The organism is Myxococcus stipitatus DSM 14675, from assembly GCF_000331735.1.
Taxonomy (GTDB): Bacteria; Myxococcota; Myxococcia; order Myxococcales; family Myxococcaceae; genus Myxococcus; species Myxococcus stipitatus.
The window spans coordinates 3,863,164-3,875,540 of record NC_020126.1; the positions used below are offsets into that span (position 1 = coordinate 3,863,164).

A 12,377-nucleotide genomic window follows, 5' to 3' on the forward strand; every position below is an offset into this window, starting at 1 on the left:
GGTGGAGGTTTGCATGCAGCGGAAGGGTGGGCTGAAGGCGACTGGGAGCGTCCGCGTGGCGGACATCACCGTGGCGGCGCGAGACGTGAAACCGCCCGAGGTGAGGCCTGGTGGCGGCCCGGTGAGGGAGGAGCTTCGCCGGCCGGTGACACAGCCGGGTGCGTCATTCCTGCCTGTCATCGAGCGCAACCAGGGGGAGCCCGAGCACCGTGAGTTTCCCCGGGCGCAGCTGACGACGCGTTTCGAGGTCTGGGTGGATGACGATGCCGGCGGGCGCCGTTTCTCGGCGAGCCTGGCGTCCGTCAACGTCAGCGTCAGCGGCGCCTTCCTGGAGAGCACCTTCTACCTGCCGCTGGGCACGGTCCTGGGCGTGAGCTTCATCCTGGAGCCGGGCGCTTCGCCGGTGAGGGCTCGGGCTGAAATCGTCCGGGAGGAGCGCTCCGACGGGCCGGAGGGCCGCAGCGGCTTTGGCATCCGCTTCCTCGACTTCAGTGGACAGACAGAAGTGGCGCTGGCTCGGCTCTTCGTGGGGGCGCGATTGAGAGCCTTCGCGGAAGACTACCTGCGCTCTCAGCGGGCGCGCTCATTGCCCAATGAGCTGGAGCGGGTGGTGGATGTCCTTTCCGCGTGGGAGCTGCTCAAGGCCACGAGCACCGAAGCCGACCCCTGGCAGGCGAAGTAGGACTGAAAACCATCTGCTTTGAGTTCCGCCTGTCTCAATTGTGGGACAAGCAGGAGGGGAGACACGGATTGCACAGCGGCTCGCCCAGGGCCGTGGGCGTCACCGCGAACCGCGTGTCTCAGGCAGGCTTTCCGCCGGCGAGCAAGCGCCGGCGCTCAGCCTGATAGTGTGCTGAACACAGTCCCTTCGAGCGCTGCTCGCGCGTGCACTCCGGCATGGTGCAGCGCCGGTCCGCCGCGACCATGTTGCCCGCAAGGGCCTTGGGCGGGCGGCCACGGCGGCGGCTGGCCACCATCACGTTGTGGCCATTGGCGCCTGAGGGCATCCCCTGATTCATCGCGCGGAGGACGCCGCGGCCAATCGCATCACCCAGCGCCTCCGCCCAGTTCACCATGGTGGGGGTCAGCGGGACTTTCGACAACTCCTTACGTGGTCGTGCCATGAAAACTCCTGTGAAAACAGTCAAACCAAACAAGACTTCCAATGCGCTTATTTGGCTGCGGATGTCAACACTGTCAATACAACCATCGAGGGGTCTTGTATGACTCGCAAGGCATCGGGGATAAATTGATGACAAGACTGCAAGGGGATACGTGTTTCCCGCAGGCGCGTCTCAGTGCGAGACACTGTCCATTGTGGATTTGTCCACAGCGATGGAAATGGTACGAAATATGAGAAATCGCTGAAGGCTCGCGGACAAAGCTTGCGTGAGAGCGCTCGGGCTCAAGGCAGACGGAGCGGCTCAATCACCGAGACAGGCGGAGGAAAGGGCGAGCGTTCGGTAGGACTCCGGGATGCGGAGGGCATCTGGCGGGGACCGGGTCCTGGGAGTGCCGGGTGGGGCGGGAGCGACGCGCCGGACCCCGCGCCGCGGAAGCCGGGTGGGGCTCCGCGCGCCGAGGTCCGGCGATACGGTTACAGCGCCTTCTTGATGGCGTCCTCGATCTTCGCCTTGGGGACGGCGCCGACAATCTGTTCCACCACCTTGCCGCCCTTGAAGACGAGCAGCGTGGGGATGGACCGGATGCCGTACTGCTGCGGCGTGTCCTGGTTGTCGTCGATGTTGATCTTGGTGAACTTCACCTGGCTCCCATACTGGGTCGCGAGCGCATCGATGTGCGGGGCGATGGCGCGGCACGGCGCGCACCACGTCGCCCAGAAGTCCACCAGCACGGGCTGCTGGGAATCCAGCACCTGCGCCTTGAAGTCGCCATCTCCCACGTTCGTCACGTTGTCGCCTGCCATGGTGTCTCCTTCGGGCCCTCTGTGGCCTGGACGGCGCGTCGTCTAGTACGCGCCCCGTGGGCCTGCAACCATCGGCCGCCCATCAGCCGATCTGCCCGAAAGGATGCGGAGCCGTGTCGGGCGTTTCACCTCCCCTGGTGAACGGTTCCCCCCAGGGACGGGGGGCTGGTGTAGGCTGCCTGCCGTGACGAAGCTCTTTCTTCCGCAGGCCCAGCTCGAGGAGTGGGCACTGGCGGACAAAGCAGACCTGCGTGACGGCAGGTTGGTGGTCATGGCGGAGGGCGGAACGGCCTTCGCCGTCGCCCCGGCCGTGCATTTCTTGCAAATCGTGTCGGGTGAGGACACCCATGGGCTGGTCGCCCGGGTGAAGACCGAGGAGCAGCTCTCCCGCCTGGGGGCCGAGCAGATGGCCGACTCGGTGCTGGTGGGAGAGTCCGCCTACGAGGTCGTTCCGGGGTATGTGGCGGAGGTGCCTTCCGGAGCTCCCAAGCCGGAGAGCGCGGGGAAGAAGCCCGACTCAGAGACGGACCTGCTGGCGGCGTTCCTCCTCAACAAGATGGGCTGATTCGCCCGTCCGACCTGGTTATGTGCCTGTCCCCATGAGCCATACGCTCGTCTCGCTTGCCTGCCATGCCTACGGCATCGCCGCCGTGGCGTATCTCGCCTACCTCGTCCGCCAATCGGATGCGCTGGCCATGGCCGGCCGTGTGCTGGTGGGCGGTGGCCTGGTGCTGCACGGGGTGGCGCTGTTCGAGCTGCTGGGGGCCCAGTCCGGCCGGCCGGTGGGCATGGCGCAGGGCTTCTCCACGCTGGCCTTCCTGCTGCTGGCCATCTTCCTGGCGCTGGATGTGCGCTACCGCCGGCCGGTCATCGGGGCGTTCCTGACGCCGCTGGCGGTGACGGTGCTGCTGCCGGGGCTGTTGATGCACGGAGGCCAGTCGCCGCTGCCCCCGGGCGTGCGTCAGCCGTTGCTGCCGCTGCACATCACGCTGGCGCTGCTGGGATTGGCGGCGTTCGCGGTGGCCGCGGGGGTGGGGGTGATGTACCTGCTCATGGAGCGCCAGGTGCGCGCCAAGCGCTTTGGCTTGCTGTTCGCGCGCCTGCCGTCGCTGGAGTTCCTGGACACCCTCAACCGGCGGCTGGTGGTGTGGGGCTTCATCGCGCTGTCCATCACGTTGGCGACGGGCGCGTTCTTCGTGAGCACCACGCGGGGCTGGACCTGGGATGGGAAGTCCATTGCCACGGTGGTGGCGTGGGCGGTGTTCGCGGCGCTGGTCAACGCGCGCATCTTCGCGGGCTGGCGGGGGCGCCGGGTGGCGCTCTTGACGATGGCGGGGTTCTGTCTGGTGCTCGTGTCCTTCCTGACTTCGTATGACCTGACGTCGTCGAGCCCCACGGCCGCCATGAGGATTCCGTGAGCACGGAGCTCGTCTGTATTGGCTTGTCGCACCGCACCGCGCCGCTGGTGGTGCGCGAGCGGTTGGCCTTGTCCGACACGCGTCAGGTGGAAGTGCTCCAGCGGTTGGCGCAGGCCCCGGTGGAGGTGTTGTGGGTCTCCACGTGCAACCGGGTGGAGGTGTATCTGTCGGCGCCGGATGGGCAGATGGCTCGCTCGCGCGCGGTGGCGGAGCTGGAGGCGCTGGGCGGCGTGGAGGCGCGGGACCACCTGTACGAGCACCGAGGAGAGGCGGCCCTCATCCACCTGTTCCGGGTGGCGTCCAGCCTGGACTCCATGGTGCTGGGCGAGGCGCAGATCCTGGGGCAGGTGAAGGACGCCTTCGAGCGGGGGCAGGGCGCGGGCGCGGTGCGAGGTGAATTGACTCGGGCGTGCGCGGCGGCTTTCGGGTGCGCCAAGCGGGTGCGCACGGAGACGGCCATCGGCCGGGCGGCGACGTCCATGGCGTCGGCGGCGGTGCAACTGGCCAGCAAGGTGTTCGACGGCTTGAAGGGCAAGACGGTGCTGGTGGTGGGCGCGGGAGAGATGGGAGAGCTGGCGGCGCGCCATCTTCAGCAGGCGGGCGCGACGAAGCTCTTCATCACCAACCGCACGCTGTCCCGGGCGGAGGCGCTCGCGGCGGAGGTGGGCGGCGCGGCGCGTCCCTTCGAGGAGCTGTTCTCGCTCCTGACGGCCGCGGACGTGGTGGTGTGCAGCACCGCGTCGCCGGTGCCCCTCTTCACGAAGGAGAACGTCGGCGCGGTGGGCAAGGCGCGCAAGGGCCGTCCCCTGTTCATGGTGGACCTGGCGGTGCCTCGGGACATCGATCCCGGGGTGGGCACGCTGGACTGGGTGCACGCCTACGACGTGGACGACATCCAGAAGTTCGTCGCGGACAACGCGGCGGCGCGCGCGGAGGAAGCGCACAAGGCGGGCGTGCTGGTGGCGCAGGAGGTGGCGCGCTTCGTCAAGGAGCGCGCGCTGCGCGAAGGCATGCCCGTGTTGGCGCGGCTTCGTCAGCGCGCGGAGACCATTGCCCGCGCGGAGGTCGAGCGCACCCTGGCGTCGCTGGGGGATGGGCTCTCCGAGAAACAGCGCAAGAGCATCGAGGCCATGGGACGCGCCATCGTCAACAAGTTGCTGCACGAGCCCACGTCGCGTCTGCGCGCGGTGGGCCCGGAGGGTGAGGGGAACCGGCTGGCGGGTGCGGCCGCGGAGCTGTTCGGGCTCCTGGAGGCGGAGCTCGAGGCGGCGGAGCAGTCCACCATGGCGCCGGCCGCTCAGGCCGCGCCGGGAGCGAAGCGATGAAGGCCGTGCGTATCGCCACCCGGCAGAGCCCGCTGGCGCTCTGGCAGGCCCGTCACGTGGGTGCGCTGCTGGCCGCGCACCACCCGGGCCTGGAAGTGTCCCTCGTGGAGATGACCACGGAGGGAGACCGCTTCCTGTCCGCGCCGCTGTCCGCGGTGGGCGGCAAGGGCCTGTTCGTGAAGGAGATCGAGCAGGCGCTCATCGACGGCCGCGCGGACCTGGCGGTGCACAGCTTGAAGGACATGACGTCCGAGCTGCCCGAGGGGTTGATTCTCGCGGCCGTCCCCACGCGCGAGGACCCTCGCGATGCCTTCTGCGGGCTCGGGGGCCTCACGCTGGACACGCTGCCCCAGGGGGCTCGCGTGGGCACGTCGTCGCTGCGCCGCAGCTGCATCCTCCGCTCGCGCCGCCCGGACCTGGACATCGTGAGCCTGCGCGGCAACGTGCAGACGCGCCTCCAGAAGACGAAGGAGCTGGGGCTTTCTGGCGCGGTGCTCGCGTACGCGGGCCTGCGGCGGCTGGGGCTCGAGGACGTCATCACCCAGGTGCTCTCCACGGAGGTGAGTCTTCCGGCGGTGGGGCAGGGCGTGCTCGCCATCCAGTGCCGGGGGGAGGACGCGCGTGTTCGCGGGTTGCTCGCGCCCCTGGAGGATGCGACGACGCGCGTGGCGGTGACGGCGGAGCGGGCGCTGCTCGCGAAGCTGGAGGGTGGCTGCACGGTTCCCCTGGCGGGCCATGCGACGGTGTCCGAGGGCCAGGTGCACCTGCGCGCGCTCGTGGGCCGTCCGGACGGCACACGCGTGGTGCGGGGCGAGGTCCGTGGCCTCGTGGCGAACGCCCAGGCGCTGGGTGAAGCGTTGGCCGCGGACCTGTTGTCGCGGGGCGCGGCGGACATCCTGCGTGATTTCGCTCGCCGCCCGGGCTCGGGGGCCTAGACTGCCGCGCGCGTGGAACGGCGACTGGAAGGCATTCGAGTTTTGGTGACGCGCCCGCGTGAGCGGGCCGAGGAGCTGTGCTTCCTGCTGGAGGACGAGGGCGCGGAGGTGCTCAGCCTCCCGCTCCTGGAGCTGCGTCCGCCGGAGGACCCGCGTCCTTTGGCGTCCGCGGCCGAGCACATCCAGCGTTACCGGTGGGTGGTGTTCGCCAGTCCGTCGGGGGTGGATGCCCTGATGGACGCCTTGCGCGAGGCGGGGACGATGTCCCGGTTGGACCGCGTGAGGCTGGCGGCGGTGGGGCCTCGGACGGCGCGCGCGGTGAAGGGGTATGGCCTGGAGGTCGCCGCCGAGCCCGAGGAGGGCACGGGCCTGGCGCTCTTCGAGCTCATCAAGGACAGCCTCCAGTCGGGCGACGAGGTGCTGCTGCCCGCGGCGGAAGAGGGCCGGCGGGAGCTCGAGGACTCGCTGCGGGACGCGGGGCTGCTCGTCACGCGTGTGACGGCCTACCGCTCCCTGCCCGCGGAGCTGCCTCCCGAGGCCCTGGAGCAGCTGGGCACCTCCCCGCTGGACGTGGTGGTGTTCGCCTCGCCTCGCACCGTGGAGGCCTTCCTGGAGGCCGCGGGGCGTGAGCGGCTGGGGACGGCGAAGGTGGTGGCCATTGGCCCCACGACGGCGTCCGCCCTGGAGCAGCTCGGGTTGCCGGCCTCGGCCGTCGCCGAGCGGCCCACGCCGGAGTCGCTCGTGGACGCCACGGTCCGCGCCGTGCGTGGTTAGCGGGCGCGGGGATACCGCCGTGGGCGCTGTTCGCGAGTAGACTGCCCATCCCGTCACGGTCCGGGCGAAGGTGCGCTCGGGCCAGGACGACGCGGAGGGGTGTTCGATGATTCGGGGTTCGCAGCGAGTCGCCGGGGTGTTGGGTCTGCTGTTGGCCGTGACGGCGGCGGCTCAGGAAGTGGAATACAAGGACCTGGGTCATCGCGTGCTCAACACGCCGGCGGACCCCTTCGTCTTCTACGTGGATGGGCGCTCGTCGCTGCCCGCGGGGAACGACCTGTCCCGGGTGGTGGCGGCCAGCCGCGCGGCCTTCCAGGCCTGGCAGGGCGTGAGCTGTGCCTGGCCCGTCTTCTCGTTCCCTCAGGATGGAGGCGTGGCCACGACGGGCTCGCCCATGCCGAAGGTGGATGACCCGGGGGACCGCTTCAACGTCGTCCCCGTCTGGGTGACGGACCGGCAGGACCCTCGGTACGTGGACTCGCTCAGGGGCGGGGACCGGCCCGCGGCCGCGCGGCCCCTGGCCTTCTCGGGTTACGTGTACCAGTGCGACATCTTCCTCAACGCCGTGGACCACCGCTGGTCCACGCAGACGCCCACGCCCTCGGGCCATCTGGATATCCAGAGCACCCTGATGCACGAGATTGGCCACTGCCTGGGGCTGGGCGACTCCTACGAGGCCCAGGGCGCGGTGATGTTCTTCTACCTGCCCGAAGGGGAGAGCCGCAGGACGCTCGCCACCTACGACACGTCCGCGCTGTGCCGCTTCTATCCGAAGACGGGGGCGGTGGGCTCGCCCTGTGACACCTCCGCGTGTGGCACGGGCCTGACGTGTGTCACCGTGCCGTCCACCGTCTCCGGCAAGGACCTCAAGGTCTGCGCGAAGGGCTGCTCGGGCACCACGACGGGCGAGTGCCCGGCCCCCTACGTGTGCCGCGCGTCCACGCTCGTCTCCGGCTCCACCCAGGCGTGTCTCCCCGCGCTGCCCGACGGCGTGACGCCGGTGGGCCGCGAGTGCACGCCCGGGCCTCGGGCGTGTGGCAACACCAACGGCACCTGCATCCCGCCCGTGTCGACTCCGTCGGGCAATGGCGACTTCGACCGGTGGGACCTGGGCTACTGCACGGAGGCATGCAGCGGCGCGATCTCATGCCCCACGGGCGCGGCGTGCGCCAACATGCCGGGGCAGGGCTCCATCTGCTTGAAGACCTGCGACGTGAATGGAAGCGACTGCCGCCCTGGCTACGCGTGCGAGACCCGCGCCGAGGGCAGCGTCTGTGTCCCGGGGTGCTTTGGTGACCAGGATTGCGACAGCAACTCCGTCTGCAGGACGTGTGACCGCGTCTGCGTGCCGAAGAAGACCTCGGCGAAGCAGGTGGGCGATGCGTGCACGGCCGACGCGGAGTGCGGCACCAATCAGTACTGCCTCTTCGCCGAGGGCAATCCCCAGGGCGTGTGCGCACAGCCGTGCTCGGTGGCGGCCTGTTCCTGCCCCGGCGGGACGTCGTGTCAGGTGGTGAACAAGGAGGGAGAGCGTGCGTGCATGAAGTACTGCGCGGCGAGCACGTGTGCTTCTTCGCTCCGGTGCGGCACGACGGAGCAGGGGACTCCTGCCTGCCACCCCGCCTGCCAGTCGGACCAGGACTGCGGACCGTCGATGCGCTGTGGGAGTGGAGGGACCTGTTACGATCCCAAGGCGCGGCCGGACGCGGGTGGCTGCGCGCTGTGCAACGACGCGGGGACGCCCCCGCCGCCCCCGGATGCGGGCCCCGAAACCCCCAAGGGAGAGTCGGGTGGCTGTGGTTGCCAGAGCACGCCGCTGTCCGCGGCGTTCCTGGGCGGCCTGGTCCTGCTGCTGCTCTTGGCTGGAAGGAGACGGAATTGGCACAAGCAGTGAGCGGCTCGGGCTCTTCGCCGGCGAGGAGCCGGGTTGATTTCACCACCCTGTTCGTCCTCGAGGCGCTCGTGGGGCAAGGCCTGCTGACGCCTCAGCAGGCCCAGGAGGTGCTCGCGAAGGAGGGCGCGGCGCGAGCCCGGGTCCTCAAGACGCAGTCGGCATCGGGCGGCAAGGACGCCGCGCGGTACGACGTGTCGCCGGTGGAGGTGGTCGCCGCCTTCCAGATACCCCTGGCCAGTGGCCGGGGTGTGCTGGACGAGGACCGCGTCACGGAGGTCGCCGCCCGCGCGTCGGGGCTGGCCTACCGGAAGATTGACCCGCTCAAGCTGGACATGACGCTGGCCACCCGCACGGTGTCCCGGCCCTACGCGCAGAAGCATGTCCTGCTTCCGCTGGAGCGCTCGGCGCAGGGGCGGCTGGTGGTCGCGGTGGCCAACCCGTTCGACCGGGAGTTGTTCGAGAGCTTCCACCGGCTCACGGGGCTGCCCGTGGAGCCGGTGCTGAGCGCGAAGGCCGACATCCTCAAGGCCATCTCGGATATCTACGGCTTCAAGAAGACGCTGGCGCGCGCGGCGGATGACTTCGGCGGCGCGACGAACGCGCAGCAGGTCTCCAACTTCGAGCAACTCGTCTCGCTCAGCGGGACGCAGGAGCTGGAGGCGTCGGATCGCCCGGTGGTCCAGGCGGTGGACTATCTCCTGCGCTACGCGTTCGACAACCGCGCCTCGGATATCCACATCGAGCCCAAGCGGTCCACCAGCCAGGTCCGCCTGCGCATCGATGGGGTGCTGCACCCGGTGTACTCGCTGCCAGCGCAGGTGCATGCGCCCATCGTCTCGCGCGTGAAGATGCTCTCGCGCATCGACATCTCGGAGAAGCGCAAGGCGCAGGACGGTCGCATCAAGACGGAGCGGGACGGGCGCGAGGTGGAGTTGCGCGTCAGCACGCTGCCCACGGCCTTCGGCGAGAAGGTGGTCATCCGCATCTTCGACCCGGAGACGCTGGTTCAGGACATCGCCCAGCTCGGCTTCGAGCCGGACGAGAAGGGCGCCTTCGAGTCGTGGATAGACCAGCCCCACGGGCTCATCCTCGTCACGGGGCCCACTGGCAGCGGGAAGACGACGACGCTCTACTCGGCGCTCAAGGCGCTGGCGGGGCCGGACGTCAACGTCACCACGATCGAAGACCCCATCGAAATGGTGTGGGACGCCTTCAACCAGGTGCAGGTGCAGCCCAAGGTGGGGCTCGACTTCGCGGGGGCGCTGCGCCACATCCTGCGCCAGGACCCGGACGTCATCATGGTGGGCGAGATTCGAGACACGGAGACGGCGGAGAACGCCATCCAGTCCGCGCTCACGGGCCACCTGGTGTTGTCCACGCTGCACACGAACGACGCGCTGGGCGCGGTGGCGCGCATGAGGGACCTGGGCGTGCCCTCGTTCCTCCTCGCGCAGAGTCTGCTCGGGGTCATGGCGCAGCGACTGCTGCGCCGGGTGTGCAGTCATTGCGCGGAGGAGGCGAGCCTCACTCCGGACGAGCTCCTGGCGCTCCAGGCCCCGCTGCCGTTGTTGCCGGGGGGCGTGCGGGTGCTCAAGGGCGCGGGCTGCGTGCGGTGCCGTGGCACGGGCTACGTGGGCCGCACGGGTGTCTTTGAAATCGTCACCACGAACGGGGAGCTGCGAGAGCACATCGCTCGCGAGTCGCCGTACGAGAAGCTGGTGGAGATTGCCCGGCGCGGAGGCATGCGCACGCTGCGCGAAGCCGCGGTGCGAAAGCTTGCCCAAGGACTCACCGCGTTCGATGAAGTGGTGCGAATGACGTCCGCGTGAGATGAAAAGGCGATGAAGTCTTTCGTGAGCGTGGGAGCGGTGCGGTGATTCTCTTTCGACCTGTCGGGCTCGAGGAGCTGTTGTTGATTTCTCGGACGGGGATGCGGCGTTTCCCGCCGCGTCTGCCTGACCAACCCATCTTTTATCCGGTGCTCAATCGCGGGTACGCGGAGCAGATTGCTCGGGATTGGAACACGAAGAGCGGGACCCTGGCCGGTTACGTCACGGAGTTCGAGGTCGAGGACTCCCACGCTCGCTCCTTCGAGGTGCAGCAGGTCGGGGGCCGGGAGCACCTGGAACTCTGGGTGCCCGCCGAGTCCCTCGACGTGTTCAACGACCACATCCAGGGGACGATTCGGGTGCTGGGCGCCTTCTTCGGCGCATCGTTCGCCGGAGTGGCCCCCTCCGAGTCCGCGCTGAAGGGGCTGAACGCGCGCGACCAGTTCGAGGCGCTGCGTGCGCTCGTGTCCCAGGAGCCCGGCGCCCTTCAGCGGGAGGTCGCGGTGAATCACGAGGCGGTGTTCGCGCACCTCTTCTTCTGGGAGCAGCTGGGGGAGGAGAGTGTCTCCGCGCGGGAGAAGGCGGCCGCATTGGCAGCCATCCGAGCGGCGTGGTCCGCCGTCTTCCCCGAGATGCCGCTGGGCGCATGAAAAGACAGACGGCCCGGCCTCTCGGCGAGGACCGGGCCGTCGTCAGGCTTTCAAGTCCGTGGAGTGTCAGTCGATGCGCTTCGTCCCCGCCACCAGCGACTTCGCGGGAACCTCATCGCCGAGGACGGAGTAGGTGGTGCCGGACTGGCGTTCACCGCGAACACATTCGGCGGGCGCGTCGGGACGGGACTGAACCCAGACGTAGATGTCCCCCGCGTGCGTCGCGCCCAGGGCGTAGATGCGATTGCCGGGTTGAGGGCCCGTCGTGTCGTCATACTGGTGGGCGAAGCGCGGAGGGGTACAGGGCTGGTTGGGCGTCCTGGCCAGCGGCCGCGTGCAGGCCGCATCCGCGTAGTGTCCCGCGTTGCCCTTCGTCACAGAGGCCTCGGTGAGCGGGAAGCAGCGCGGAGTCCCCTCGACATCCGGTTGGAAGCCACACGCGGTGCCCAGCTGGGTGTCGTGAAGCTCCCGAGGAAGCTGGAGCACTGCCCCCAGCTCCGCGCCGCGCACCTTGAGTCGGCCGTACGTCTTGAAGTCGCGCTCCTGGGCCTCGAGCCAGGTCGCGGCGGGAAGCTCCTTGCCCGGGCTGAAGAAGCGCCAATCCGAGGGAACCGCTGTCGAGCGCTCGCACGTGTTCCCGTACCGCGCATAGACCTGGGTCACCTCCGCGCCGATGGCGTAGGTGGCCGTGGTGGGATTGCAGCGTGATTCCGAGGTGATGGTCGCGAAGCGGGGCGTGTCGCAGCTGATTCCGACGGCCTCCTCCGTACACGTGGCATTCGTGTTCATCCTGAGGCCACCAAAGCTGACCGCGGTGGAGTGGCCCGAAGGCAGGCAGCGCAGTTTCTGGTCACTCGCCCGCTCGATGGAGCACTCCGTGTCCCGCGCCGTGTCCTGGATGCGATGGATGCTCGAGGACCCATCCTCTCCATCGACGAACCGGAGCGTGAAGCCGCTCCCGCTCCACTTCTGGGTGACTTGCCCTCGGACGAAGAGGGTGCCGGCGGAGACCTCCGCGCCTGCCCGGTAGGCCACGTCCCCGGAGGACAGCGCTCGCGGGAGGCATGCCCCCGTGTTGAGGTCCAGGGAGTAGGGCGTGGTCGTCACGCGTTCACCCGGTGCGTGGAACCGAGGGAGCTCGCCGCAGGCGATGTGTTTCGTGAGGACCGCGCCCGAGGGAAGGGGCCCGAAATGGACGCGGAGCCCCTCCGTGCAACTGGCATCGAAGTAGTAGTCCCCGCGGCTGCCAGGGCCTGGGAGGTTGAACAGGCCTTCGTGGCTCACGCAGTAGACGGCACCGTCGGGCGCCGCTTTCTCCCAGGAGCAGTCCGCCTGTCTCTGGCTGTCGTGCAGGCGCTCAACCCACCGCAACCCGTCGCTCGTGGTGACGCCACGGACCTTGATGCGTGAGCCGCTCTTGAAGAGCTCGAGGGGGGACTCCTCCGGTGTCTCTCCCCCCGGTCCGCCTTCATCCGCGTCCTTCGTGGTTTCGCACCCCATCCCCCACAAGACAGCGCACAGCAAGCCTGCCTGGACACGACGCATGGTTCCCCCTCTTCCGCATGAACGAAGGAGCGGCCTTGTCATGCCGCCCCCGTCTGATTGCGCCGGTTCTCTATTGTCTC

At 69.0% G+C, this 12,377-nt stretch carries 12 protein-coding genes; 9 read left to right on the forward strand and 3 right to left on the reverse strand.

Features of this window, described 5'->3' with window-relative positions:
- The first annotated feature begins 13 nt into the window (after positions 1-13).
- On the forward strand, positions 14-682 hold the full coding sequence (locus tag MYSTI_RS15055; RefSeq protein ID WP_015348623.1) for a PilZ domain-containing protein: 669 nt from the start codon (positions 14-16) through the stop codon (positions 680-682).
- Positions 683-800: 118 nt separating this feature from the next.
- Here the strand turns inward: MYSTI_RS15055 and MYSTI_RS15060 are convergent, their stop codons facing one another.
- Together MYSTI_RS15060 and trxA are read right to left on the reverse strand one after the other, a co-directional pair.
- On the reverse strand, positions 801-1,124 hold the full coding sequence (locus MYSTI_RS15060; RefSeq protein WP_015348624.1) for a hypothetical protein: 324 nt from the start codon (positions 1,122-1,124) through the stop codon (positions 801-803).
- A 473-nt stretch (positions 1,125-1,597) separates the two neighbouring features.
- Positions 1,598-1,927: a thioredoxin gene (trxA, locus tag MYSTI_RS15065; RefSeq protein ID WP_015348625.1), complete on the reverse strand. Its 330-nt coding sequence runs from the start codon at positions 1,925-1,927 to the stop codon at positions 1,598-1,600.
- A gap of 103 nt (positions 1,928-2,030) precedes the next feature.
- Between trxA and MYSTI_RS15070 the strand changes: the two genes are divergently transcribed.
- The 8 genes from MYSTI_RS15070 (at position 2,031) to MYSTI_RS15105 (ending at position 10,752) form a co-directional block, all read left to right on the forward strand.
- Positions 2,031-2,492: a hypothetical protein gene (locus MYSTI_RS15070; RefSeq protein WP_015348626.1), complete on the forward strand. Its 462-nt coding sequence runs from the start codon at positions 2,031-2,033 to the stop codon at positions 2,490-2,492.
- Positions 2,493-2,526: 34 nt separating this feature from the next.
- Positions 2,527-3,345: a cytochrome C assembly family protein gene (locus MYSTI_RS15075; protein ID WP_015348627.1), complete on the forward strand. Its 819-nt coding sequence runs from the start codon at positions 2,527-2,529 to the stop codon at positions 3,343-3,345.
- The gene (gene hemA, locus MYSTI_RS15080) at positions 3,342-4,670 is read left to right on the forward strand and encodes a glutamyl-tRNA reductase (RefSeq protein ID WP_015348628.1); all 1,329 of its coding nucleotides are present in this window, start codon (positions 3,342-3,344) and stop codon (positions 4,668-4,670) included. The genes MYSTI_RS15075 and hemA overlap by 4 nt, the downstream gene beginning before the upstream one ends.
- Complete coding sequence (hemC, locus tag MYSTI_RS15085) at positions 4,667-5,605, forward strand: hydroxymethylbilane synthase (RefSeq protein ID WP_015348629.1); 939 nt, start codon at positions 4,667-4,669, stop codon at positions 5,603-5,605. The genes hemA and hemC overlap by 4 nt, the downstream gene beginning before the upstream one ends.
- A gap of 42 nt (positions 5,606-5,647) precedes the next feature.
- A complete protein-coding gene (locus MYSTI_RS15090) occupies positions 5,648-6,379 on the forward strand; it encodes a uroporphyrinogen-III synthase (protein ID WP_233278349.1) in 732 nt (243 codons plus the stop codon).
- A 106-nt stretch (positions 6,380-6,485) separates the two neighbouring features.
- Positions 6,486-8,273, forward strand: a complete 1,788-nt coding sequence (locus tag MYSTI_RS15095; RefSeq protein ID WP_015348631.1) for a matrixin family metalloprotease — start codon at positions 6,486-6,488, stop codon at positions 8,271-8,273.
- Positions 8,258-10,102: a GspE/PulE family protein gene (locus tag MYSTI_RS15100; protein WP_044280267.1), complete on the forward strand. Its 1,845-nt coding sequence runs from the start codon at positions 8,258-8,260 to the stop codon at positions 10,100-10,102. The genes MYSTI_RS15095 and MYSTI_RS15100 overlap by 16 nt, the downstream gene beginning before the upstream one ends.
- 44 nt (positions 10,103-10,146) lie before the next feature.
- The gene (locus tag MYSTI_RS15105) at positions 10,147-10,752 is read left to right on the forward strand and encodes a hypothetical protein (protein ID WP_015348633.1); all 606 of its coding nucleotides are present in this window, start codon (positions 10,147-10,149) and stop codon (positions 10,750-10,752) included.
- A 66-nt stretch (positions 10,753-10,818) separates the two neighbouring features.
- Here MYSTI_RS15105 and MYSTI_RS15110 read toward each other — a convergent pair whose 3' ends face one another.
- The gene (locus tag MYSTI_RS15110; RefSeq protein WP_015348634.1) at positions 10,819-12,297 is read right to left on the reverse strand and encodes a DUF7481 family protein; all 1,479 of its coding nucleotides are present in this window, start codon (positions 12,295-12,297) and stop codon (positions 10,819-10,821) included.
- Positions 12,298-12,377: the final 80 nt, after the last annotated feature.